The organism is Nocardia carnea (assembly GCF_029869215.1).
Lineage (GTDB): Bacteria > Actinomycetota > Actinomycetes > Mycobacteriales > Mycobacteriaceae > Nocardia > Nocardia carnea_B.
Window position 1 is genome coordinate 1 of record NZ_JARWPM010000297.1, and the last position, 23,278, is coordinate 23,278.

Genomic DNA, 23,278 nt, shown 5'->3' on the forward strand with positions numbered 1-23,278 from the left:
TCCCCCCCCCGGCGGGCGCCCCCGGGCGCGCGGGTAACCCGGTGGGCGCGGCCGCGTGCGCCCCCGCCGCGCCCGATCTGCCCGCCGGCGGGGGGGCCGCGGCGGGCTGCCGCGGCTGCGACCTGTACCGCAACGCGACACAGACCGTGTTCGGGGAAGGCCCTGCGGACGCCCGCGTGGTGATGGTCGGCGAGCAACCCGGCGACCAGGAGGATACGAGCGGCCTGCCCTTCGTCGGACCGGCCGGGCGGCTGCTGGACCGGGCGCTGGGCGAGGCGGGTTTCGACCGCGGCGAGATCTATGTGACCAACGCGGTGAAGCATTTCAAATTCGTCGAGCGCGGAAAACGCCGGATCCACAAGCAGCCGAGCCGCACCGAGGTGGTGGCCTGCTCGGCGTGGCTGGCCACCGAACTCGAGCTGGTGGACCCGGAGCTGGTGGTCTGCCTGGGCGCGGTCGCGGCCAAGGCGGTGCTCGGACCGGCCACGACCGTCGGTGAACTGCGCGGCCGGGTTGTGGCGCGCGGCGCGTACGGTGTCACCGCGACGGTCCACCCCTCGTCGGTGCTCCGCGCCCCCGACCGCACGACCGCCTACGCGGATTTCCTCGGCGATCTGGCCCATATTCGCGAAACCGCCCTGCGCTGACCCGCCTTTTCCGCTATTTCGGCCCGAGATCGAGTCGCCGGGTGACACGGTCGACCAGGTCGGGCGGCATCCCGGGTTCCCGGCGCGCGTCCATCGCCGCGCGCCGCCCGGCCGCCCTGAGTTCGGCTCTGACCCGTTTGACGGTGGCGGCCATCCGCGCAGTGCGTTCGGCCTGGGCGCGTGCCTCGTCGCCGGCTGCTTCCGGGTCGGCCCGCGCCGTCCGCTGCCGTACTCCCTCCCGGAGGCGCTCGTAGAGTTCGTCCGGTATGTCCTCGGTCTCGGCGAGTTCCTTCAAACGCGCCAGCTCCGCGTCGACGACCCGCTCCCACAACCGGCGTTCCAACTGCCGTTCGGCCCGGGTATCGGCGTGCACGCCGGTGAGCCGGACGATCAGCGGCAGGGTCGGCCCCTGTACCAGCAGCGTGAACAGGACCACGGTGAACGCGGTGAACAGGATCTGGGTGCGACCCGGGAAATCGGCGCCCGCCTCGGTGAGCAAGGGGATCGCCAGTGCCAGCGCCACGCTCGCCACCCCGCGCATCCCGGTCCACCAGGTCACCACGGTTTCCCGCCAGGTGTACGGTTCGTCGACGTCTTCGTCGTGCCACCGTGTACCGCGCAACCACAGGGTGATCATCAGCCAGGCCAGTCGCAGCCCCACGACCACGGCCAGTACCGCGCCGGCGCCCGCGACCAGTTGCGGCCATTCGTCACCGGTCGCCGCGAGTACCGCGCTGAGTTCCAGGCCGATCAGTCCGAAGGCGAATCCGCTGATCAGCAGTTCGGTGATATCCCAGAACGAATCGCCGACCACCCGGTAGCCGGTATCGCCGAATTCGGTGGCCGCGTCGGTCAGGTAGAGCGCGCAGATCAGCACCGCCAATACGCCCGACCCACCCCATGATTCGGCGAACCCGTAGGCGGCGAACGGCAGCAGCAGGCTCAGCGCCACCTGCCAGGTCGGCTCGGCGAGCCGGCGGGTGAGTTTGCTGCCCGCCAGGCCCAGTGCCCATCCGACGGCCACGGCGACCACCGCCGAGACCACGAATTCGAGGCCGGCGTGGGCGGCGGAGAAATGCCCGGTCACCACTGCTTGGACCGCGACGGAATAGACGACGATCGCGGTGACGTCGTTGAACAGGCCTTCCCCACCGAGCACCACGACCAGCCGCCGCGGTAGGCCGAGCCGGCCGGCCAGGGCCGTCGCCGCGACGGGGTCCGGTGGGGCGACGATGGCCCCGAGCACCACCGCCGCGGCCAGTGGGAGCGCGGGGTACCAGGCATGGAACATCGCGGCCACCGCCGCCGCGGTGGCGAGCACCAGGCCCACCGCCCGCAGCACGATCGGTTCCCAATTCTCCGCGAACTGCCGCCAGGAGGTCCGGCGTGCGGCGGCATAGAGCAGCGGCGGCAGTACCAGCGGCAGGATGAGATCCGGTGGCACCCGGACCTCGGGGACGAACGGCAGCAGCGCGAGGACGCAGCCGAACAGGGTCATCAGCACCGCGGAGGCCACACCGATCCGGCGGCCCACGGCCTCGGCGAGAACCGCGGCGAACAGGATGACGAACGTCAGCACCAACTGGTCCATGACCGTCCAGTCTGCGGCTCCGCGTGCGCGCAATGCCGCAGCGGAGCCGAAACCGGCATCCGGCGTGGCGTGCCCCCGGTCTCGGCCGTGACCGGCCGGAAATCGGAAGAATATGTCCGGCAGGCTATTTCACGGCAACCGCGGAACTCTCCGTTTCCTTGGCCTTGCGAACGAATTCGAGGCACACTCTAGATATCAGAAGGGTCGACGCGGCCGGTCGGACGCGGGGGCGAGGGGCACAGATGAGAATCAGGCCGCGGCAACAGCTGTTGGATCTGTGGCAGGCGGTACTCGCCTGCTCCTACCGGGACGAGACATGGACCTGGGGTGGCCGGGACGGGTCGAATTCGATCAGCGACGCCGAGCAGCTGCTGTGCCTGTTGTATCCGGCCACCGAACTCGACACCTTCGCCGTGGACCAGCCCAACGATATGGCGGTCGATACCCGGCTCGCCCTCGAACCGTTCGGTGAGGAGACCAGGATCGGTGGTGTCCTGGTCGGCCTGATCGAGGACTATCTCCAGCGCTACACCGGGCCCGACGGCGAACCGCTCTTCGCCGCCGGCAGCTATCTGCACACCGCCGGCGACGAACCGCTCACCGAGCAGCAGCGCAACCTCGAGGTGGTCGACTCCTATTCGATGTCGCTGAGCCTGTGTATCGCCGCGCTCCGTTTTCTGCGCGGTTACCAGCGCTTCGTCAGCGGTGAGGTGCGCCGCGAGGCCCGCCGGCTCAGCGAACGGATACCACAGGTGATCGACGCCGTGGGCCTGCGGCTCACCGCGGCGATGGCGGGTCTGGTGCGCAGTTTCGTGATCCACACACCGGAACCGAAATCCGAGGCCGGACAGGCCATCCTGCATATGCTGAACCAGAACAACGCACCGGCCGACGAGGTGATCGGGCGGCTGTCGGCGCGACTGGAGCGGTTGCGCGTACAGGCGGCGAACGAGGTCCGCCTCAGTCAGGCCAGCGAGGTCGATGTCGCCGACGACGAGCGGCTCTTCGAATGCGGCTGGGGCTGGGGTATCGTCCGCACCGCCGAACCCATCGAATTCGTGCCGGGCCGGGTCGGCCGGGCCGCGGGGCATGCCGAACCCCGTCCCTACCTGTATTTCACGGCCGTGGCGCTGGACGGTATCGACGATCTGTCCTCCCAGCGCATCCGGGAACTCGATCTGCTCACCGACGAACAGCGCAAACTCGCCGACGCACTGCAGCTGCGCTTCGAACTCGCCCGCAACTACTGGTCGACCGTGGCCCAGTTCGGCGGCGGCCGGTGGCCGCTCGAGGACATCCCGTGGCGCACCTCCGACGGTGAGGAGTCGGACTATTTCAGCCTGACCGTCACCGCGATGCTCATCCAGGACCTCGTATACCGCGACAGCACCGAGGATCTCGCGCGGACGGTCGCCGTCTTCGATCAGCTGGCCCGCCGGGGACGGATCACCAGCCGGCTCACCGCCGGGGACGCCGCGGCGATCCTGCACTTTCCCGGGGTCCGGCTGGGCCTGTCCGGCAGTGAGGACGTCAGCGGCGGTGCCCCGCTGCACTGGTATGTGCCCGATTTCGTGACGATGATGCTGAAACGCTGTCTGCAGGCCGCCCGGTTGCGCACCGATGTCGCCACCCGCGACCAGCTGATGGCCCTCGCCGAAGCGGCCATGGATCATCTGGACCGGCGGGTCGTGCGGGAGGGACCGTATGCCGGGCTGTGGGACGATCCGGTCGCGGTGCTGGGGCCCACGGTGGCGGCACCCGCCGGGCCGTCCTGGTTCGTCACCGAACGGGTGATGGAATGCCTGGTGATCGCCTACGACACCTTCCGCGAACCACCGCTGGCCCCGACCAGTATGGTCGCGCGCGCCATCGACCTGATGAGTGAGGCGGAGCATCTGCTCAATCAGGAAGAACTCGAGGTGGAAGGCGATGACCTGACCCCGAAACAGGCCGCGGTCAACCGGATCCGGCAGTCGCTGGACCGGGCCCGCACGGTGTTGCGTGAGCGGCCGGGCACCGCCTACAGCCTGGCGACCCAGGCCCTGATCCAGCTCGACGAACTGGCGTACGCGCGCCAGGACGCGACGCGGTGAGGCGGGAGAGGTGCTGATCTTCTCCACGTCCGACAAGGGCGGCACCGGACGCTCGGTGACCAGTTGTAATCTGGCCTACCGGCTGTGCGTCTCCGGCCGTAACGTCGCCTATGTCGACTTCGATTTCGGCTCCCCCACCGCCGGCGCGCTCTTCGAGATCAGCGCGGTGGAACGTGGTATCGCCGATGGTGGGGTGCACTCCTATCTGCTCGGCGAGAGCGGAACGGTGTCCCGGGTCGATGTGGGCACCGCCACCGACCGCGCCGAACTCAAACGGATCGGGCCCCGCGCCGGACGGCTCGTCCTGTTCCCCGGGGACGAGGGCGGCGCCGAATTCCTGACCTCCGGCGATGCCGTGGTGACGCGCTGCGCGGAACTGCTGGTCGCGCTGGAGCAGGAGTTCCGGGTGGTGTTCGTCGATCTCAGCGCGGGCCGCTCGGTCGCGCTCGAGCTCGCCCTGCAGGCCACCGCACTGCCACAGCTGCGCCGCCGGACGGCCCGCTGGCTGATCTTCCATCGCTGGACCCGCCAGCACATCCTGGCCGCGGCCGGGCTCGTACACGGCCCGCACGGCCTGTTGCAGACCGGCGCGGTCTGCGGTCACGATCCCGAGGAGTTGCTCGGTTCGACCCGCTATGTGCGCACCGCCGTCCCGGCCGCCCATTCGCAGCCGACCGCCCAGCGGGCGGCCCAGGCCGCCTGGTTGCAGGAACAGGATGTGGCGCTGCGCCGGCTGGCCACCGCGAACCGGCTCGGTTCCACCGCGGTCCTGGGCGCCACCCCCATGGAACCGGTGCTGCAGTGGCGCGAGCAGTTGATCCTCGACAGCGATGTCAACGCCCATATCGCCAATCCCGAAACCGCGCTGGCCTATACCGAGCTGGCCCGCCGGCTCGTCGATATCGCCACGTGGGAGCGGCTCTGATGCGAGACAGCCAGGCCTACAGCGAGGCCACCGAACAACCGCGGATCGAGCCGGTGCCGTTATCGCATCTGTCGATCGAGGTCGGTCATTTCTATCTCAACGACATCCTGGGCGATCCGGACCGGGTCCGTGCCGAATTCCGCCGGATCGTCCCGCTGGTGGCGGCGTTCGTCGAATCGGCCCGCGTCCGGTTCGGTCCCGGCGTCCGGGTCAGCACCTGCTATCTCATCGACGACTATTTCCAGCCCGATACCGATCCCGCCGAAGTGCTCGGCAAACTGCTCGGCGCGGCCGCCGAATCGGGTTTGACGATCGACTATCTCGCCCGCGAGTCCGGTTGCTGGCAGGCCTCGCCGTTCGCCGACGGCGTGCCGGCGGGCGAGCCGATCCCGGTCGCGGAAATGGTGGCCGCACGGATCGTCGCCGAACCGGCGCCCCCGGACACCGGCCGCCGCCCGCCCACCGCCGAATCGGGCTGGTTGTGCAACGGCCGCCGCTCCTCCGAACACGAACAGGCGCAGGCGATGCGCAGCCGTGCCTATCAGCCGCCGGAGGAATTCGGCCGGCGCGAGCATTCGATCTTTCTCGATGTGCAACTGTGGAGCAATCAGGTCGTGGCGGGGCGCACGGAGACCCGGTGGTCGTGCCCGTTCCTGGCCGCGGTGTGGCATCTGCTGCGCCTCGGGATGCTGCGCTACCACGGGGAGGTGATCGCGGAACCCCAGCAGTGGCACGGTGAACCCTGGCCGCGCCGCTGGCACGAGGTTCCGCCGGTGGTACAGCTCGAGCCCGGCGCGGCGCCGTTCGCGGCCTACCAGACGCTGTCGATGCTGCCGAAACGCTATATCGGAATCGAGCACGCGGTGCGGCTGGTGCTGGATCATCTGGATCTCGACGACGATGTGGTCGAGCAGACCATCGCGGCGGGCGCTGCCGAAGCGGTCCCGGTGACCGTCCCGCGCAAGATCAGCGAGCGGCTGTCGCACCTACTACTCGACGGGTCCTGAGATGGTGTCGGCCGTGCCCCTCGTCGTTCTCGGCGAGGTGCGTACCTGCCTGCTGCCGTCGGCCGCCGCGCTCGCCCGGGACGAGGCGGGGGAACTGCTGGCGCTCATGCCCGGTCGCGCGGTCCGCTGGCGGGAGCGGCCGGGTTCGCTCGGGGTCTCCCCCACCACGGCGGTCGGCGTCGATTGCGACCTCCCGCTGGGCGCGGAGACCGCGCGCATCGTGGGTACCGTGGCGACGAGCATCGCGCTGACCGGTGGGCGGGTGCTGCAGTCCTCGGCGCACACCCGGGTCCAGCGGGCCGCGGAACGCCGGCGGCAGACCTGGTCGCACTACATCAGCCAGAAGGGCGTCACCGAGGTCATCACCCGGATTCCGGAGCGCGAAACCGCCGGAAGCTTGTTTGCCGAAACGTATCTCACGCAGCCGCCGGAGGCGAAACATCTCGACCTGGCCTCGATCAGTGAACGTCAGCTCGCCCGGGTCCGCGCCGACCCCCGGCTCGACCAGAATCCGCCGGTGCAGGCCGGCACGACACGGTTGCGCTGGGCCGCGCGGATCGGTGGCAGTGCCGGTCCCACCGCCACCCTGCATCTGAACGACGACACCGTCCGATCGGTCCGGCTGATCCTGCGCGACGAATCCGATATCGCCGCGGCCCAGCGTTTCTGCGAGGATCTCGCGGCACACGACTGGCTGCTGACCGTGCTGGCCGGTGCGCTCGACGAAGCGGACCGTTACCCACCGCACAGCCGCGAGCGGATGGATATCCTCGCGCCCGCCCTCGAACATCTGTCCGGGTTGTGGATGCCGGGGGCCCATACCCCACCGGTACTGCGCGCCCTGTGGAAGGACTTCCAGAACGATCCGGGATTCACCAAGCAGTGGACCACGCTGACCGGCCGGTTGCGCGACAATATCGCGGTGGCCACGTTACATGCCCTGCGGCACAAAGTTTTCGACACCGACTGGTAGCCGGCGGCATCACATCCGGAACCACTTTCGCACCAGGAGGGCGAAGAACACCGACATCGAGACGACCCCTGTCCATCCCTCCACCACGAACAACGTCCGCGCGATCCCGGACAGATCCTTGGTGTCGTCCTGCCCCGGTGGGCTCAGGAAGCTCGTCACACCCAGGTAGATCGTGGTGCCGACCTCCTGATCCAGCGGCAGCGCCAGCGCGATCCCGGTGAACACCGAGATCTGCGCGACCACCCAGCCCAGCAGCCAGGAGGGCCGATAGCCGTGCCCGCACAAGATATCCGAGCCGAACCCTGCCCACCGGCGCAGACCCACCGGCAGCGACCGCGTCTCGGCCCGGGCGAGTAGCAGGCCGCACCGGTCCTCCGACTCGTTGTCCTCGTTGATCCGGTACAGCGCCATCGCCCGCCGGTAGGCCAGCACCGCGTGGCTGGGCAAGCGAGCCGCCGTCAGCTGGGCGCCGAGCTGTTCGTATTCCTCTGCCAGCAAGGTGTTCTGCCGGCTGCTGAGCCGCAGCGGCCCACGGAATTCCACCTCGGCGGCGAGCAGGGCGGCCACCACCGCGCTGGGTACGCGCCATTCCTCCTCGTCGGCGGGCGGATGCCGGGCGGCTTCGTAGAGATGCGGGAACACCAGGGTGTCGGAGTGCCGGCGGCGGGTACTCGGCGGATCGTAATCGTCCAGCACGGCCTCGACGTGGGTGGCGAACTCGTCCAAGGCCATCCGGCCGGGATGCTGTTGCCGGTCGAGCTGTTCTGTGTAAGCCGCTGCGTGCCTTGCGATCCGGGTCGACACCGACGCCACGAACGGCGAGATATCGCCCATGACGCCAGTGTAGCGATCAGGGACACAGTTGGTATTCGTAGACGTCGCGCGGTTCGCCCGGACCGAAATAGGTGTCGTGGTGTTCGACGAAATCGAAACCGGCCTGTTTGAACAGGCCACCGGCCGCATGATTGTCCGGGCGGACGGTGAGGAAAACGGTCTTCGTGCCCAGCTCGCGGCATACGTGCAGGGTGTGGTCCAGCAGGGCCCGCCCGTAGCCTGCACCCTGGTACCGCTTGGCCACAGCGAAGGTGAAAAGCAGTGCGCGTCCTCGCTTTTCGAGAGTGAGGGCGTAGCCGATGACCGTTCCCTGCAGTTCCGCGACGAGCCATTCCCCGCCGTGTAGTTCGAAGAGCTGGCGCAGCATCAGGTACAGGTAGGGCTCGGCGAAGACCTCGGCCTCGATGGCCGCGATGTCCTCGAGGTCGGCAAACCGGGCCTGCCGGTATTCCGGCTGCGGCGCCTCCGCGATATCCATGTGCTCCCTAATGCCAGGGCATAAGCCGTCCGATTCCAGCCTAGAACGCAACGCACGAACCGCGTCAGTCTAGAGCTGCTGCGCAATCGTTCTGTAACCCGCCGGTTCTCTTTCCGGCATACCCGGCGACGGCCGATCGACACGGCCGCCCGGTCACGAACCACCTCACCCACGCGACGGCGGACACGCGCCGGCGGGCGGCTACCGCCCGGTGAGATCTGCCAGGCGGGGTTACCCGGATCCCCCGCGGCCGGCCGAGCCCTTCCGGCGCGGGATCAGCCGCGACCGCGGGAAGATCCCGCGGTGTGGGAGCGGCCCGGACGGCCGATCGCGGATGCGGCATGATCGAATTCATGGCCGCCGACCCGGGACCTCGGGTCCCCGAAAATATCGAAGAGTTCCGTGCCCTGGCCCGTACCCGGCTGGCGGCGTTCCCGCGGATCGCGATGCCGGACGCGGCGACGACCCGCCGCGCCGCCGTCGCGCTGTGTGTGGTGGACAACGGCGGATCGCTCGCGGTGATCGTGATCAAACGGGCCTACCGGGGTCGCAATGCCGGGCAGTGGGGCCTGCCCGGCGGGCGCGTGGAACGCGGGGAAACGCTGGAACGCGCGGCCGCCCGCGAATTGCACGAAGAGCTGGGGCTGATCGCCGACCCCGCCGATACGCTGGGCATTCTCGACGATTTTCCGGCCGCGTCGGGTTTCGCCATCACCCCCATCGTCACCACACTCGCCGATATCGCGGATCTGCATCCGAATCCGGATGAGGTGCATTCCGTGCATTTCGTGGACCTGCACAGCCTGGCCGCCGACGGTACGCCGCACTGGGTGCGGCGGGACGGGCCCGCCGATTCCCCGGCGACCCCGGAGACCGGGCTGTTGCAGATGCGCCTGGCACCCGAGATGACCATCCACGCGCCCACCGGCGCCATGCTGTGGCAGTTCCGCGAGGCCGTGCTGCTCGGCACGCCGTCCGAGGCCGCCCGGGTGGCCCATTTCCACCAGCCCGATTGGACTCATCACTGAGTTACCGGGCGGCGGTCAGTGCCGGCGCGGTGGGGCGTCGGGTGCCGCGCCCGATCGCTGGCCTTCCGGGGTGATATCGGGCTGTTCCTCGGCGAGCCGTTCGTCGAGGGATTCGCCGGCCCGCTGCTCGCGGGGCGGGGTGGCGTAGCGGTCGGCCGCGGACCAGTCGTCGGGCGGATCCATCCCTTCTTCCAGCGGGTCAGCGGCCAGTTCGTCTTCGTCCAGCTGTTCCTCGGTCGGCGGGACGCTCGCCCATTCCGACACCTCGGCGGATTCCTGACCGGTATCTTCGGTTCCGTTCATGGTCGCCGGGTTGCCCCGGGTGGCCGGTCGAAACAGGATGCGGCCGAATTCGGCCGGTTCAGGGCTGGGTGCCGATCGCCCGGCCGGTTTCGCGATCCTCGGCGCCGCGGCCGCGGCGACTGCCGGTGTAGGCGGCCTCACGGATCCGCTGCACCACCTGCGGGACCGGTTCGACGTCGGCGGGATGGTTGAGCATCGGATCGAAGAAGTCGGTGCGATGTTCCTCGGGATCGGCTGCCCGCAGCGCCAGCTCACCGGCGAGTTGCACGCCGCCGCGCATTCCCGCCACCCCGATATCGAAATCGACCTGGCGGTCGCGCAGATGCTCGTCGAGGTCCGTGAGCGACGCGCTTGCGGGATGCGATCCGGCGGGATCGGCGAAGATCCAGCGCAGACCGGTATCGGGGAACCGGTACGGCAGCAGCGAACCGTAGCGGGCGTGTGACCAGCCGCGGGCCGGTGTCACGACGAACCTGCCCGCCATCCCCCGGCCGGTGGTGGCGAGGGCGAAATCCCAGGGGTGTTCGTCGCGGTCGAGGACGCGGAAGGCGAGGCCGAGGATATCCGGAAGGCCGCCGGGGGTGCCCGTCCCCTTGGACAGCCGCGCGATCACCGCGCGGTCGCCGGTGCCGAACAGCGGGGCGAATTCCGGTTCCGCACGGAATCGGCCGGTGAGGCGTACGCCGCGCGGATGGAAGAACCGGGCATGGCGCACCCGGGCACCGGTATCGAAGGCGGTGCGTACGACGGGAGTGATGGGGTCAGGCATCGGCCACCTCCTGTGCCGTATCCGGCCGGCGCCAGCTCTCGTCGCCGACCAGCTGACTGGTTTGCGGGCCCATGAGCAGCATGCCGCCGTCGACGACGTAGGAGGCGCCGGTGACGTATCCGGCCGCCGGGGTGGCCAGGAACGCCACCACCGAGGCGACTTCGTCGGCATGACCGGGCCGGCCCAGCGGTAGTCCCGGCCGGGGATGTTCCCGCGGATCGGCATCCTCCTGGCCGGTCATCGGGGTCGAGATCTCGCCCGGCGCCACCGAGTTCACGGTGATGTGGTGTTCGGCCAGTTCGAGCGCCAGCACCTTGGTGAGTGCGCCGAGACCCGCCTTGGCGGCGCAGTACGGCGCCGCCCCGACCTTGGGCGCGTGCTCGTGGACGCTGGTGATATTGATGATCCGGCCGCCGCGGCCGGCGTCGATCATATGCCGGGCGGCGCGCTGGGTGCACAGGAAAGCCCCGTCGAGGTCCACGGACAGCACATGCCGCCAGGTGTCGAAGTCCATTTCCATCGCCTTCTGCGCGGACCCGGTGCCCGCGGCGTTCACCAGCACGTCCACCCCGTCCAGTTCCGCGGCGAGTTCGTCGATCGCGGCGGTACTGGTCGGCAGATCGCCGAGGTCCAGGCGGCGGACCGCGGCGCGCGCACCCCGGTCCCGGGCCAGCGCGGCGGTGTGCTCGGCCCCGGCCTCGTCCGAGTGGTAGGTGATTCCCACATCGACACCGCCGCCGGCCAGCGCTACCGCGACGGCCCGGCCGATCCCCGAATCGGAGCCGGTCACGACGGCGCGCAGCGGCGCGCCGACACGTTCTTTCGGTAGTGGAGCGATAGTAGCCATGGCCTGCGGCTACCCGGTCCGGCCGCGGTGACACAGTTATTCGTCGACCGGATCGCGGCGACCGACTCCGGAGGAGATCTCCCGGTGCCGCGCCGCGCCGCCGGCCTCCGCGGCCAGCGGTGGCGTCGGGCCGCCGGCCCCACGGCGGAAGGCGTCGAGGAACTGCCGCAGCGTATCGGTGGCCGCGGTCTGCGGGGTCCAGTCCAGTTCGGCCCGGGCGCGCTCGGTGCTCATCACCGGCAAGCACATGAGCGCGTCGAACAGGCCGGGGTTGGCCGGGACGAGTCGCAGGTGCCAGGCCGCGGCCAGTGCGCTGCGCACGGCGCCCTGCGGGATCGCTACGGTGCGCAGTCCCAGCGTGCGCTCGACCTCGGCGCGGTCGAGCAGTGGTTCGGCGGCGAGGTTGAACGCACCGCGCACGTCGCGGACCACCGCCGCCGCGTAGGCGCGGCCGACATCCGCGGTGTGCAGGGTCTGGAACCTCAGCCCGCGCGGATACGGCAACACCGGGAGCAGGCCGGGGCGGATCAGCCGGTTGGGGACGAACGGCCCGGCGAAGAGGCGGCGTTGTTCGGCGGCCGAGGCGTCCTGGAACAGGAAAGCGGGCCGCATCCGCACCACCCGGCATCGGCCGTGCCGTTGTTCGAACAGGTCCAGCAGCCGCTCGACGTAGGCTTTCTCCACCATGTAGGAGGCACCGGGCCAGCCCTCGGTCGGCCAGGCCTCGTCGACCGGCTCGTCGCCGGTGGCCGGTGAGTACGCCCCGATCGAGGAGGCGTAGATCAGCGCCGGTACTCCGGCGGTGGCCACGGCGTCGAGCACCCGTTCGGTACCGCCCACGTTCGTCCGCCAGGTTTCGATCGGCTGCCGGGTCGGCTGGAACGACCAGGCCAGATGGATCACCGCGTCCGCGCCCCGGAACAGTGCGCCGAGATCGGAATGCCGCACATCGGCACTCACCCACTCGACCCCGCCTCTCTCGCGGTCGGGCCGGCGGCGGGCGAGGCCCGCGATCGAGGTCACCGCCGGTTCGCCGGCCAGGGCGTCGAGCACCGCGATCCCCACATTGCCTGTCGCCCCCGTCACGACTACACGCATCGGCACTCCTTCGAACGGTCGGATCGGCGACGTACCCTCTCCGGCGCGCACGACACCCCGGGTCGCCCATCGATTGCCGCGCGCGATTCGCACGCAACCGATTCGTTGTAGTGCCCTGCCCGCGGGCCTCGTGATCTCCTGACCGGCGGGTGCCGCCGGCCCCGCATCCCCGCCGACTCGGTGATCGGACAGCGAAGGGCTCGGCCCATGAATCCGCTACCACTGCGAGCGCTGTGCCACGACCTGTCGCGTGGCGCCCCGCCCCGGTAGCCGTGCCGCTGTCCTCAGGGACCGCATTCCCCCCGGCGGCTCAGCCGGGCGTGCCGGACGTTCGCTCGGCCACCGGCAGCGATCGTTCCCGCGGGATATGGCACCGCGGGAACGAATATCTCAGCGGCGACTGCCCGCCGGGGCGGGAGTTTCGCTGCGGACTTCCGCATCCGCTCCCCCGGCCGTGCGGCGGATCGCGCCGTCCAGCGGGGCCGACGCCGTAGTGGTCGGTGCCGGGGCGGGGCCGGTCCCGGGACCGAGGCGGCGGATGGCGGCCGCGGCGGTTTTGAAGAGCGGCTGTTTGGACACCGGGTCCCAATCGGTGACGGTGAGTTCGTTCGCCGCGCGCTCATGCCCCGCGCCCTCGGCGTCCCAGTAGCCGTAGTGGAACGGCAGGAACAGCACACCCGGCCGGATGCCGCTCAACCGGGCGCGGCCGTGCACGACTCCGCGCGCGGTGGCGACCTCCACCGGATCGCCTTCGGCGATACCCGCCCGCGCGGCGTCGGCACCGGAGATCTCCACCCACACCTCGGGCGCGGCCGCCTGCAGTTGCGGGACCCGGCCGGTCTTGGTGCGCGTGTGGAAGTGGTAGAGGGTCCGGCCGGTGATCAGCGCGAACGGCCGCTGCTCATCGGGTCGTTCGGCGGGCGGCAGAAATCCGGCGGACTTGATCATCGCCTTGCCGTGGGGGTTCAGGGCCCGGTACTCCTCGGGTTCCAGCGGGGTACCGGTGATCAGATCCTTGCCGTAGGACTCGCAGTAGTCCGGGGCGCTCCAGAAGTTCCCGTCCGCGTACAACCGCTCGGTGCCGCCCGGGGCGTTCTCGGTGCACGGCCACTGGATCCCCGAATCGCCGCGCAGTTTCTCGTAGGTGAGACCTGTGTAGTCGCACGGCCGCCCCGCCGAGCATTGTTTCCAGGCGTCGAACGCGGATTCGGCATCGTGCCAGGAGGGCAGGGGTGCGCCGGCGCGGTCGCGGAAATCCATCCGGCGGGCGTAGTCCAGCAGGATGTCGAGATCAGCGCGTGCCTCGCCGGGCGGTTCCACCGCCTTGGCGGACAGGTGCACGGTGCGGTCCGCGTTGGTGAAGGTGCCGGTCTTCTCGCCCCAGCCCGCGGCGGGCAGTACGACATCGGCCAGTTCGGCGGTTTCGGTGCGGAAGATGTCCTGCACCACCAGGAACAGCCGCTCCTGGGACAGGATGTCGCGGATCCGGGCGAGTTCGGGCAGCGAGACGGCCGGGTTCGTGGCGCTCACCCACAGCATCCGCAGGCTGCCCTGTTCGGCGTATTCCAGCATCTGCATCACATGCGTCGGCGGGCCGTCGTGCGGAATCCGCCCGGGCGCCACGTTCCAGATGCGGGCCAGGTCGGCGATATGGGTGTCGTTGGCCCAATTGCGGAATCCGGCGATATCACCGTCCGCGCCGCATTCGCGGGTGTTCTGGGCCGTCGGCTGGCCGTTCATCTGCAGAATTCCGCAGCCCGGCCGGCCCAGCATGCCGCGCAGCAGATGAATGTTGTTGACCTGCACCGCGGCGGCCGTCGCCTGATGCGACTGGTAGAAACCCTGCAGCACCGTGGACAGCAGCCGCCGCGCGGACCCCAGCAGCCGCGCGGCGGCCCGGATATCGGCGGCCGGCACGTCGCATATCCGTTCCGCCACCTCGGGCGGGTACTCCGCGACCTGTTCGCGCAACCGGTCGAAACCGACCGTATGCGCATCGATGTACTCCCGGTCCAGCCAGTTGCTGGTGACGATCTCGTGCAGCAGCGCGTTCATGAGCGCGAGATTGGTGCCGGGCAGTGGGGCCAGGTGCACCGTGGCGTGCTCGGCGACCGGAGTGCGGCGCGGATCCACACACAGCAGCGCGGGCGGATCGTCGCCGGCGAGCCGATCCAGTATGCGCGACCACAGCACGGTCTGCGTTTCGGCGACATTATGGCCGAACAGGGCGATCGTATCGGCGTGGTCGATATCGGTGTACGAGCCGGGCTGGCCGTCACATCCGAAGGATTCCTTCAACGCGGCGGCCGCGGTCGCCGTGCACAGACGGGTGTTGCCGTCGACATGGTTGGTGCCGATGGCGCCGTGCGCGATCACGCCGAGCGTGTAGTACTCCTCGAGGAACAACTGCCCGGAGGTGTAGAAGCCGAGCGCGGACGGGCCGTAATCGGCGAGCAGGTCCGTGCTGTGCCGCACGATGCGCTGCATCGCGGTATCCCAATCGGTTTCGACGAGCGTGCCGTTCTCCCGGATCAGCGGCCGGGTGAGCCGGTCGGCCGCGGCGTTGGCCTGCCAGCCGAACAGATCCTTCGGTCCGAGCCGGCCGCGGTTCACCCGGTCGGTACCGCGGCCGCGGACACCGACGATGCGGTCGCCCCGGACGGCGATATCGAGCGCGTCCCCGTTGGAGTGCAGTACCGACGCCGACGGCACCCAATGCACGGTATCCGGGTCGACGCCGTCGGCCAGGTAGGTGTCCACCCGGGCCGGCCAGGGTTGTCCGGGGGCGTACGGCGTCCGGGCGCCCCACGGTTCGGCGATACGGTCGCGAGTGTCCATACCGCGCGCGTACCCAGCGCGGGTGAGCTCAACAGGAGCCGGATCAGGCGCCGGGACGGGCGGCCGGAGAACCGCCGGAATGCCCCGGCAGGACGCATACCGCATCGAGGCCCAGGACGTGGTTGAGCCGGCCGAAGGCGAGCCACGAACCCAGGCACATACTGAGCTCCACGATTTCGGCCTGGCTGTAGTGCGCCGTCATCCGGGACCAGAAGTCCTCGTCCAGATTGTGGTGGTCCAGGGCGTAGCGCTCGGCGTATTCGGCGGCCAGCCGGGCCCGGTCGTCGAGGGCGCCGGTGACCCGCCAGTCGGTGACGGCGTCGGCGAATCCCTCCTCCACCTTCTGCCCGTCGCGTTCGGTGCGCCAGTCCAGGCAGAAGACGCATCCGTTGATCTGCGCGATCCGTAGGCGCGCGGCCTCGAATTCACGCAGTCCGAGCGTGCTGTGCTCGTACACCGCCAGCGAGAGCTTCGAGGCGGCGAGCCCGATACCGGGCACCATCTCACCCCAGACGTAGCCGATCGGATCCTTGCCTTCGGGGATGTCAACGCGCATGGGTGTTCCTTCCGAGCTTGCCGGCCGCCGGCCGCAGCGGGACGTCGAATGCGTCGTACAGTCCGGGTGCGGCGCCGACGAGCCAGTCGATCGCGCCGACGAGGCGCCCGACCGCGGTCGCGTTACCACCGGCCGCGTAGTTCCCGCCCTCGTCGGTGGCCTCGACCGTGACCTCGATCCGCGGGCGCCCTTCGATGATCACCCGGTGCGCGCCCGACCCGTTGGGCGGGGCGGGCCACTCCGGTGCGCAGGACGGGTGGATGCGGGTGATGTGCTCGACCACGATCCGCGGTTCGCCGCCCACGATGCCCTGCACTTCGAACCGCATCGCCCCCTGGGTGCCGGCCTCGAAAACGCCCATCGTCGCGGTCTCGACCGAGGTCTGCAGCGGGAGCCGCTGTACCGTCTCCCGGATCTCGTCCAGCTCGACCCCGAGCGCCCGGGCCATGAGCCGCACCTGCCCGCCCCAGACCATGGCCGGCACCCCGGGCGCCACCATGGGGGGCACCTGGTCCATGGGCTGCCCCATGCCCACCAGGTAGCGGACCGAATCGGGCTGGTCGTAGGTGGAATAGTCGAAGATCTCCTGGCAGCGCACCACGTCGACGACGCTGCCGAGGCCGCTGATCAGCACCGGCAGGACATCGTTGCCCCAGCCGGGGTCGATCCCGGAGACGAACAGCGATCCCCCGCCGGATTCGACGGCGGCCAGTACGGGGTCGCGGACCTCCGGCGGCGCGCTGCGCTGGTCGTAGAGGGCGTACAGCGCCGGGGTCACCACCACCGCGCCGGCGCCGACGGCCCGGACGATATCGGCGAGCGCGGCATCGGGCCGGATATCGCCCGACGCGGCATACACCACGGCAGCGGGCGAACTCGCCAGAACGGCATCGAGATCGGTGGTGGCGGCGACGCCGAGCATGCGGTCCAGGCCCGCCAGTTCGCCCGCGTCCCGTCCGCGCTTCGCGGGATCGTGGACGACTACGGCCGTGAGCGTCAGGTCCGGGTGGGCATCGACCGCGCGGATCGCGGCCCGGCCCACATTGCCCGTGCCCCAGACGACCGTCGTTATCATCGCCGGATTCTAACAAGCGCTTGGTTGTGAAGGAGCAAATCGAGAGTTCCCCCCGCGATCGCCCCGCGACAGCCCGTCACCGGCCGTGATACCCGCGCGAGCACGACGTGTCCGATATCTCCACCGGTGGAGATGCCGCCCGTCCGCCACCCCCGTAGTGTCCATTCCGTGGCGGAATTCCCAACGGACACAATAGTTTCGGGCCTACCGCCGGTTACCCGAATGTTACTGCGCGCTGACGGTTCGATGACGCGATTGCTGGAAGCCCTGATCGACCGGCCGCTCGCGCTGGACCTCACCGATCAGCACGTCACCACCGGCGGCTGCCTCTCGCCGCCGGTCCGCGCGGCCCTCGGCTGCGCCGCGACCGAATCCGTCGTCATCCGCACCTCCACGCTCGTCACCGCCGAGGGGGCCGCGGTCTCGCTCAACAAGGTGGCGATCGTCGCCGGTGACGACGAACTCACCGCGCTGCTGACCGACCATCGGCTGCCCATCGGGCACAGCCTGGCCGCCGCCGACCGGTATCTGGCCCGGACCGTCCTGGGTTCCGGTGTCGCGCGCTGGCCCGCCTGTGATGGCCCGGAAGATCTGCCCTGCGTCTACAAGGAGAGCGTGCTGCGCGACCAGCGGTCCCGGCCGGTGGCACATCTGCACGAACGCCTCAGTCCGAGCTTCGTACCACTCGAGGAGAAACGATGAAGGTCCTCGTCGTCGGCGCCGGTATCGGCGGCCTGACCACCGCACTCGGGTTGCACGACGCCGGGATCGACGTCCGGGTCATCGATCGGGTGCGGGCATTGCGGCCGCTCGGAGTCGGTCTCAATCTGCTCCCGCACGCGACCGCCGCGCTGACCGAACTCGGGCTCGGCGACGCGCTCGCCGCGAATGCCGTCGCCACCTCCGAACTGATCCATTTCGACCGGTTCGGCAACGAGATCTGGCGCGAGCCGCGCGGTATGGCGGCGGGGCATCCGTTCCCGCAGTATTCCGTGCACCGCGGGCGGCTCCAGCAGTTGCTGCTCGATGCCGTCCGGGAGCGCCTCGGAGACGGCGCGGTCCGCACCGGCTGCCGCTTCGCCGGCGCGGTCCAGGACGACACCGTCGTGCGCGCGGAGGTGTACGAGGGGGACGGCGCGGCACCGGTGGAACTCACCGCGGATGTGCTGATCGGCGCCGACGGCCTGCACTCCGCGGTTCGCGCCGGGCTGTACCCGGAGGAGGGACCACCGCGCTGGAACGGTATCCGGATGTGGCGCGGGGTGGCCACGGTGCCGCCGTTCCTGACCGGGACCTCGATGGTGATGGCCGGGAGCAATCACGCCGCGAAACTGGTCGCCTACCCGCTGTCGCCGCCGGCCGGGCCGGGCGACCGCGTCCCGGTCAACTGGGTGGCCGAGGTCCGGATGCCGGAGGGCGGACAAGGCGAGGCGAATTGGACCCGCACCGGCCGGCTGGGCGAGGTCGCGCCGTACTACCGCGACTGGCGAATCGGCGATCTCGACGTACCGGCGCTGCTCGCCGCGAGCGAGACCATTCTGGAGTACCCCATGGTCGATCGAGACCCGTTGCCGCGCTGGACTTTCGGTCGTATCACCCTACTCGGCGACGCCGCGCACCCGATGTATCCGATCGGGTCCAACGGCGGATCCCAGGCGATCCTCGACGCCCGGACCGTGGCGGCCGAACTCGCCGGGGCGGCCGATCCGGCCGCCGGTCTGCTGGCCTACGAATCGGCGCGCCGGGAGGCCGCGAACGCCGTGGTGCTGGCGAACCGGGATATGCCGATGGACCGGACGCTGCGGATCGTCGCGGAACGCGCGCCCGACGGGTTCGAGCGGATCCAGGACGTATTGACCGAGGCGGAACTACGGGCGATCACCGACGGTTACCGCCGTACCAGCGCGGTCCGCTGACCGGCGGGTCACGGTCCGGGGAGGCGGTCGCGCCGGTGGGAAAGGCGATCGGTTCGGGCACGTTCCTTACCGAATCCTCATCGGGAGGCGGGTGATTCCGCCAGAAACCGACCGTAGAGTCCGCGCCGTGATCCGAATCCCCGCCCGGGCGGCGTCCCTGGCCCTCGTCGTTCTCGTCGGCGGTGCCGCCGGCGCCACCGCCTGTACCCGCGCCACCGCCGCGCCGACCGGTATCGCCCTGGTCAACGCCGATACCGGACCGACCGGCGCCCGAGTTGTCGACGCGGTGCGGCAGACCGGCGGCTACGACTGGCACGCGCTTCCCGCCGGCGCCGCGCAAACCGGCGACTACGCCGCGGTGATCACCCTGCCCGCGGACCTCACCGACGCCATGGCGACCTTGGCCGGTGACGCACCGCGCCGCGCCCGGCTCACCGTCGAGTTGCACGACGACGCCGATACCGGCACCGTGGACGGCGCTGTCGCGAGCGTTACCCGGCAGATCGGTGCCGCCGGGATCACGACGGCGCTGGAGGCCACCGCCCGCGCCCGCACCCATATCTCCTCGGCACAATTCACCGCCCAGCTGCTCGGCGCGGGGCTGAGCGCGGCGGTGGCCGGCACCGAACAGTTCGACGCCGGATCCGCGCAGCTCCTCGACCTGGCCGGGGTCGCCGAAACCGGTGTCGCCCGGCTGACTTCGGCCATCGACAGCCTGACCGCCACGCTCGACGACGTGGCCGGGCAGGCCGTTGCGCTGGCCACCGCCCTGGATGCCACGGATATCACCACGACGCAGGCCCGGGACGCGGCGGCCGCCACCACCGCCGTGCTGGACCGGATCCTTCCGCTGCTCCGTGGGCTGCCCCTCGCCGGCGCGGACCCACTGGCCGATGTCATCGCCGAACTGCAGGCCGGCCGGGATATCTCCGATCAGGCGGCCACACTGTTGACCGCACCCGGCGGCACGGAAGCCGGCACCGGACTCGGCACCGCACTGCACGATCTGGCCGGCCGGCTCGCCTCGATCTCCGATCAGCTCGGCCAGGGCAGTGCCCTCGCGGGCGACCTGCCGCAGCGCGCCGAGGCGGGCGCGGCACAGCTGCTCGAGGCGGCCGGCCTCCTGGAATCGGGAATCGGCCGCATGCAGCACATGGTCGCGCTGCTCGGCACGGAGACGACGCAGGCCGCGGCGGCGATCGCACCCGCCGGCGCCGCAGCGCAGCCGGCGCTGGCGCAGGCGCTCAGCGACCCCGTCGAGGTGGTCCGGAAATAGGCGCGGCGGTGGTCACTGTTCGATGATGTGCAGGTCCCCGCCGATCCGGGTGAAAGCGGTGGGGGTGAGCCCGAACATCGCCCGGAAGGTATCACTGAAATGCGAGGGGGAAGCGAAGCCGGCGTCCGCCGCCGCCCGGGTGAGGTCGTGCCCGGCAGCGTAGGAGCGGGCGATGTGCACCATCCGCGCCCACTGGACGTAGCGGCGGAAACTGGTCCCGGTCTGCGCGGCGAAGGTCCGTAAGAAGTAGGAGCTGGAAAGTCCGGCGGCGCGCGCGGTTTCGCCCGCTCGATACGGCCGGGACGGATCGGCGCGAATGGCGTTCGCGGCGGCGGCGATGCGCGGATCGCGGATTACCGGGAGCGGGATACTGGCCACGTCGAGCAGGCGTTCGATATCCGGCTCCGGCTCCTGGCACAGGGCAATGAGATCGGCCTCGCGGTGGTGCGCGTACGGGTAGGTATCGGCCAGGCGGGTCATTCCGCCCAGACAGCGGGCCAGCACGGTGCTGGTGGGGTCGAAGAAACAGAACAGCATGCGGCCCTGGGTTTCCACGACGTGATGGGTCACCCGGGCGCGGAACAGGAAGCTGCGCGCGGTGATATCGGGGAGCCCGTCCACCCGTACCCGAAACGGCGCCTCGATACCCACGCCCAGCGCGGGGATCGCCGTCGAATGCGCGTCGAGTCCCAGCCCCGGCCCGAGGTAGACGGCGTGGCCGAGGCGCACCCACAGCCGTGCCGTACCCGCCGGCGCAGCGCACGTTTCCGGAAGTGCCGCCCGCGTCATATGCGCGACGATACCGGCGCGGGAGCGAGTAGCGGCACAGCCGGCTCGCTCACGAGACCGAGCAGCACGGGCAATCCACACACGGTTGCGGCCGCCGGGCTCCGATGTCCGACGACCCTCGAAGGAAGGCAGGGCGAAGATGACCACAGACCGGATCGAGCCGGGCACGGCGATGAAGCAGACGACCGTCGACGGTGCCCGGTTGTGCTACGCCGAGGCGGGCGCCGGCGACCCGTTGGTCCTGTTGCACGGCTGGCCGCAATCGCACCGGACCTGGGACCATCAGATCGGACCGTTGTCGGCGCGGCGCCGGGTACTCGCCCCGGATCTGCTCGGCTGGGGCGAATCGTCCCGGGACACCGGCTTGTCCTGCGACTACGACATCGAGGTCGACCGTATCGCGCGCATACTCGACGCCCTCGGCCTCGACCGGGTCGACCTGGCCTGCCACGACTACGGCGGTTTCCTCGGCCTGGGCTTCGTCCAGCGTCATCCCGATCGCGTCCGCCGGCTGGCGATCCTGAATTCGCGGGCGCACGGCACTTTCACGCTGCCGTACCGGCTGTTGTTCGGCGCGTTCACGGTCGGGTCGCGGTATCGTCCGACCCGCCGGCTGCTGGCCACCCCACCGGTGTATCTCGTCCACCGGATCGGTCTGGCGCCCTATCTGCGCAACGGCTCGTTCGATCGCGAGCGGCTGGACGGTTATCTCGGCTTCCTCCGCACGCCCGAAGGCCGGCGCTGGTACACGCATTTCTTCGCCGGTTACCAGGTGCGGGTACGCCCCGAACTCGGTGCGCGACTGGGCGAGATCACCTGCCCCACCACCGTCATCTGGGGCACCCGCGATCCGGCGATCCCGGTACGTACCGCCGAGGAACTCGCCGGCCGGATACCCGGCGCGGAGCTGGTCCGGGTGGACGCCGACCATTTCCTCATGGAAGAGCGCCCCGCGGAAGTCACCGCCGCCCTGCTGCGCTGGCTGGACCGCCCCGTGACCTCCTGACCGCCGCCCAGCGACTCGACCGCCGCCGGACAGCGAGCCGGCTCCGCCGAGACAGCGACGGCGCCGCGGCAGCGACCCGGACGGCCCCCGCGCAGTGAATCTCGCATCTCGCACTCGTACGGATGGCCGGGCCTCGGAGTGAGTAGTGCTTTCCGGGGTAGCCGGTCGCTATGACGAGAACCGACCGGCCGCTGCTGTACGCGCCCCCGCCCGGTCACGGCAGGCGACGGGGATAGCGATGCCGTGGCATATCGGGACGTCCGGCTGGCAGTACCGGGATTGGCGCGGGATCCTCTACCCGGACGGCCTGCCGCAGCGGCTGTGGCTCGAGCATTACGCCGGTCAGTTCGCGACGGTCGAGAACAACAACGCCTTCTACCGCCTGCCCAGCCGCGAGGTCTTCGCATCCTGGCACGACCGCACACCCGCGGATTTCGTCTGCGCGGTGAAGGCGAGCCGTTTCCTGACCCATATGAAGCGACTGCGCGAACCTGCCGAACCCGTGGCGCGATTGATGCGGCACGCCGAAGGGCTGGGCGACCGGCTCGGGCCCGTCCTGCTGCAACTACCCGGCACCCTGCGGGCCGATACCGAGCTGCTGGAAACCTGCCTGCGCTGTTTCCCAGCAGGGGTCAGGGTGGCGGTGGAACCCCGGCACGATTCGTGGTGGGTCCCCGGGGTGCGCGCGGTACTCGAACGCAACAAGGCAGCGCTGTGCTGGGCCGATGCGGGGTCACGTCCGGTGACACCGTGCTGGCGAACCACCGAGTGGGGCTATCTGCGCCTGCACCACGGCCGCGCGCAACCGCCGCCCCGCTACGGCCGGCAGGCGCTGCGTACCTGGGTCGAGCGACTCACCGAAGCCTGGCCCGGCGACCCCGACCTCTACGTCTATTTCAACAACGATCCCGGCGGCGCGGCCCTCCACGACGCCCTCGCCTTCGCCCGTCTCGCCGCGGCCGCCGGCGCCACGGTCACCCGGACGCCCGCCCGGCTTCCCACGACCGCCTGACCAATTCCGGCCCGGGGTTCGCTGCCGACCCCCGCAGACCCCCGGCCGGCGCGGCCAGGGTTCACCACCGGCTACCCAGGCCTCCGACCGCGACCCTGGGTCCACTGCCGGCCACCGCAGAGCCCCGGCTCGCGGTTTCGCACACCGGCGCACGGGTACCGCGCACACGTCCGGTATCCGCGCGCGCTCCGTCCGTGCGCGTTCCCCACTACAGCTT

22 protein-coding genes are annotated in these 23,278 nt (G+C 70.3%); 11 read left to right on the forward strand and 11 right to left on the reverse strand.

What is annotated here, in order from left to right:
• Positions 1–41 precede the first annotated feature (41 nt).
• Positions 42–647, forward strand: coding sequence for a UdgX family uracil-DNA binding protein (locus tag QH276_RS20940; protein WP_432278803.1), 606 nt, complete (start codon positions 42–44; stop codon positions 645–647).
• 13 nt (positions 648–660) lie between these two features.
• Here QH276_RS20940 and QH276_RS20945 read toward each other — a convergent pair whose 3' ends face one another.
• Positions 661–2,238: a Na+/H+ antiporter gene (locus tag QH276_RS20945; protein WP_280396537.1), complete on the reverse strand. Its 1,578-nt coding sequence runs from the start codon at positions 2,236–2,238 to the stop codon at positions 661–663.
• 242 nt (positions 2,239–2,480) lie between these two features.
• On the opposite strand from QH276_RS20945, the gene QH276_RS20950 reads away from it, so the two are divergent.
• Genes QH276_RS20950 through QH276_RS20965 form a run of 4 tightly spaced genes read left to right on the forward strand, consistent with a single transcriptional unit; the run spans position 2,481 to position 7,236 of the window.
• Positions 2,481–4,331 (forward strand): SCO2524 family protein, encoded by a 1,851-nt coding sequence (locus QH276_RS20950; RefSeq protein ID WP_280396538.1) that lies wholly within the window; start codon positions 2,481–2,483, stop codon positions 4,329–4,331.
• Positions 4,332–4,341: 10 nt separating this feature from the next.
• The gene (locus QH276_RS20955; protein ID WP_280396539.1) at positions 4,342–5,256 is read left to right on the forward strand and encodes an SCO2523 family variant P-loop protein; all 915 of its coding nucleotides are present in this window, start codon (positions 4,342–4,344) and stop codon (positions 5,254–5,256) included.
• Positions 5,256–6,263: an SCO2522 family protein gene (locus QH276_RS20960; RefSeq protein WP_280396540.1), complete on the forward strand. Its 1,008-nt coding sequence runs from the start codon at positions 5,256–5,258 to the stop codon at positions 6,261–6,263. Before QH276_RS20955 ends, QH276_RS20960 begins: the two co-directional genes overlap by 1 nt.
• A gap of 13 nt (positions 6,264–6,276) precedes the next feature.
• Positions 6,277–7,236: an SCO2521 family protein gene (locus QH276_RS20965; protein WP_280396541.1), complete on the forward strand. Its 960-nt coding sequence runs from the start codon at positions 6,277–6,279 to the stop codon at positions 7,234–7,236.
• Between the two features lie 9 nt (positions 7,237–7,245).
• Here QH276_RS20965 and QH276_RS20970 read toward each other — a convergent pair whose 3' ends face one another.
• Together QH276_RS20970 and QH276_RS20975 are read right to left on the reverse strand one after the other, a co-directional pair.
• Entirely contained in the window at positions 7,246–8,070 is an 825-nt protein-coding gene (locus tag QH276_RS20970; protein WP_280396542.1) for a hypothetical protein, read from the reverse strand.
• 16 nt (positions 8,071–8,086) lie between these two features.
• A complete protein-coding gene (locus tag QH276_RS20975; protein WP_280396543.1) occupies positions 8,087–8,548 on the reverse strand; it encodes a GNAT family N-acetyltransferase in 462 nt (153 codons plus the stop codon).
• 341 nt (positions 8,549–8,889) lie between these two features.
• Here QH276_RS20975 and QH276_RS20980 point away from each other — a divergent pair, with 341 nt between their 5' ends.
• Complete coding sequence (locus QH276_RS20980) at positions 8,890–9,576, forward strand: NUDIX hydrolase (RefSeq protein WP_280396544.1); 687 nt, start codon at positions 8,890–8,892, stop codon at positions 9,574–9,576.
• Positions 9,577–9,591: 15 nt separating this feature from the next.
• Here the strand turns inward: QH276_RS20980 and QH276_RS20985 are convergent, their stop codons facing one another.
• From QH276_RS20985 to QH276_RS21015, 7 genes are all read right to left on the reverse strand, one after another.
• Complete coding sequence (locus tag QH276_RS20985) at positions 9,592–9,879, reverse strand: hypothetical protein (protein ID WP_280406865.1); 288 nt, start codon at positions 9,877–9,879, stop codon at positions 9,592–9,594.
• 58 nt (positions 9,880–9,937) lie between these two features.
• Positions 9,938–10,648, reverse strand: a complete 711-nt coding sequence (locus QH276_RS20990; protein WP_280406866.1) for a phosphodiesterase — start codon at positions 10,646–10,648, stop codon at positions 9,938–9,940.
• Complete coding sequence (locus QH276_RS20995) at positions 10,641–11,495, reverse strand: SDR family oxidoreductase (RefSeq protein ID WP_280400816.1); 855 nt, start codon at positions 11,493–11,495, stop codon at positions 10,641–10,643. Before QH276_RS20995 ends, QH276_RS20990 begins: the two co-directional genes overlap by 8 nt.
• Positions 11,496–11,531: 36 nt before the next feature.
• The gene (locus tag QH276_RS21000) at positions 11,532–12,593 is read right to left on the reverse strand and encodes an NAD-dependent epimerase/dehydratase family protein (RefSeq protein ID WP_280400815.1); all 1,062 of its coding nucleotides are present in this window, start codon (positions 12,591–12,593) and stop codon (positions 11,532–11,534) included.
• A gap of 390 nt (positions 12,594–12,983) precedes the next feature.
• Positions 12,984–15,431 carry a molybdopterin oxidoreductase family protein gene (locus QH276_RS21005; protein ID WP_280400814.1) on the reverse strand — a complete coding sequence of 816 codons (2,448 nt, stop codon included), beginning with the start codon at positions 15,429–15,431 and terminating at the stop codon, positions 12,984–12,986.
• A 43-nt stretch (positions 15,432–15,474) separates the two neighbouring features.
• Positions 15,475–15,987 carry a carboxymuconolactone decarboxylase family protein gene (locus QH276_RS21010; RefSeq protein ID WP_280400813.1) on the reverse strand — a complete coding sequence of 171 codons (513 nt, stop codon included), beginning with the start codon at positions 15,985–15,987 and terminating at the stop codon, positions 15,475–15,477.
• The gene (locus tag QH276_RS21015) at positions 15,977–17,062 is read right to left on the reverse strand and encodes an NAD(P)H-dependent amine dehydrogenase family protein (RefSeq protein ID WP_280400812.1); all 1,086 of its coding nucleotides are present in this window, start codon (positions 17,060–17,062) and stop codon (positions 15,977–15,979) included. Before QH276_RS21015 ends, QH276_RS21010 begins: the two co-directional genes overlap by 11 nt.
• 222 nt (positions 17,063–17,284) lie before the next feature.
• Here QH276_RS21015 and QH276_RS21020 point away from each other — a divergent pair, with 222 nt between their 5' ends.
• The 3 genes from QH276_RS21020 to QH276_RS21030 all read left to right on the forward strand — a co-directional run bounded on the left by QH276_RS21020 (position 17,285) and on the right by QH276_RS21030 (position 20,254).
• The gene (locus QH276_RS21020; protein WP_280400811.1) at positions 17,285–17,764 is read left to right on the forward strand and encodes a hypothetical protein; all 480 of its coding nucleotides are present in this window, start codon (positions 17,285–17,287) and stop codon (positions 17,762–17,764) included.
• Complete coding sequence (locus QH276_RS21025) at positions 17,761–18,978, forward strand: flavin-dependent oxidoreductase (RefSeq protein WP_280400810.1); 1,218 nt, start codon at positions 17,761–17,763, stop codon at positions 18,976–18,978. The genes QH276_RS21020 and QH276_RS21025 overlap by 4 nt, the downstream gene beginning before the upstream one ends.
• Before the next feature lie 127 nt (positions 18,979–19,105).
• The gene (locus tag QH276_RS21030) at positions 19,106–20,254 is read left to right on the forward strand and encodes a hypothetical protein (RefSeq protein WP_280400809.1); all 1,149 of its coding nucleotides are present in this window, start codon (positions 19,106–19,108) and stop codon (positions 20,252–20,254) included.
• Positions 20,255–20,266: 12 nt separating this feature from the next.
• On the opposite strand, the gene QH276_RS21035 is transcribed toward QH276_RS21030, so the two are convergent.
• On the reverse strand, positions 20,267–21,043 hold the full coding sequence (locus QH276_RS21035; protein ID WP_280400808.1) for an AraC family transcriptional regulator: 777 nt from the start codon (positions 21,041–21,043) through the stop codon (positions 20,267–20,269).
• A 139-nt stretch (positions 21,044–21,182) separates the two neighbouring features.
• On the opposite strand from QH276_RS21035, the gene QH276_RS21040 reads away from it, so the two are divergent.
• A complete protein-coding gene (locus QH276_RS21040) occupies positions 21,183–22,049 on the forward strand; it encodes an alpha/beta fold hydrolase (RefSeq protein WP_280400807.1) in 867 nt (288 codons plus the stop codon).
• Between the two features lie 238 nt (positions 22,050–22,287).
• Positions 22,288–23,061, forward strand: a complete 774-nt coding sequence (locus QH276_RS21045; RefSeq protein ID WP_280400806.1) for a DUF72 domain-containing protein — start codon at positions 22,288–22,290, stop codon at positions 23,059–23,061.
• Positions 23,062–23,278 lie beyond the last annotated feature (217 nt).

Coding starts and splice junctions, on each gene's coding strand:
- QH276_RS20975 (WP_280396543.1), bottom strand. CDS start 8,548: ATGGATATCGCGGAGGCGCCGCAGCCGGAATACCGGCAGGCCCGGTTT.
- QH276_RS21040 (WP_280400807.1), top strand. CDS start 21,183: ATGACCACAGACCGGATCGAGCCGGGCACGGCGATGAAGCAGACGACC.
- QH276_RS20960 (WP_280396540.1), top strand. CDS start 5,256: ATGCGAGACAGCCAGGCCTACAGCGAGGCCACCGAACAACCGCGGATC.
- QH276_RS20995 (WP_280400816.1), bottom strand. CDS start 11,495: ATGGCTACTATCGCTCCACTACCGAAAGAACGTGTCGGCGCGCCGCTG.
- QH276_RS20945 (WP_280396537.1), bottom strand. CDS start 2,238: ATGGACCAGTTGGTGCTGACGTTCGTCATCCTGTTCGCCGCGGTTCTC.
- QH276_RS21035 (WP_280400808.1), bottom strand. CDS start 21,043: ATGACGCGGGCGGCACTTCCGGAAACGTGCGCTGCGCCGGCGGGTACG.
- QH276_RS21005 (WP_280400814.1), bottom strand. CDS start 15,431: ATGGACACTCGCGACCGTATCGCCGAACCGTGGGGCGCCCGGACGCCG.
- QH276_RS20985 (WP_280406865.1), bottom strand. CDS start 9,879: ATGAACGGAACCGAAGATACCGGTCAGGAATCCGCCGAGGTGTCGGAA.
- QH276_RS21025 (WP_280400810.1), top strand. CDS start 17,761: ATGAAGGTCCTCGTCGTCGGCGCCGGTATCGGCGGCCTGACCACCGCA.
- QH276_RS21015 (WP_280400812.1), bottom strand. CDS start 17,062: ATGATAACGACGGTCGTCTGGGGCACGGGCAATGTGGGCCGGGCCGCG.
- QH276_RS20970 (WP_280396542.1), bottom strand. CDS start 8,070: ATGGGCGATATCTCGCCGTTCGTGGCGTCGGTGTCGACCCGGATCGCA.
- QH276_RS20980 (WP_280396544.1), top strand. CDS start 8,890: ATGATCGAATTCATGGCCGCCGACCCGGGACCTCGGGTCCCCGAAAAT.
- QH276_RS21020 (WP_280400811.1), top strand. CDS start 17,285: ATGTTACTGCGCGCTGACGGTTCGATGACGCGATTGCTGGAAGCCCTG.
- QH276_RS20950 (WP_280396538.1), top strand. CDS start 2,481: ATGAGAATCAGGCCGCGGCAACAGCTGTTGGATCTGTGGCAGGCGGTA.
- QH276_RS21000 (WP_280400815.1), bottom strand. CDS start 12,593: ATGCGTGTAGTCGTGACGGGGGCGACAGGCAATGTGGGGATCGCGGTG.
- QH276_RS21010 (WP_280400813.1), bottom strand. CDS start 15,987: ATGCGCGTTGACATCCCCGAAGGCAAGGATCCGATCGGCTACGTCTGG.
- QH276_RS21045 (WP_280400806.1), top strand. CDS start 22,288: ATGCCGTGGCATATCGGGACGTCCGGCTGGCAGTACCGGGATTGGCGC.
- QH276_RS20990 (WP_280406866.1), bottom strand. CDS start 10,648: ATGCCTGACCCCATCACTCCCGTCGTACGCACCGCCTTCGATACCGGT.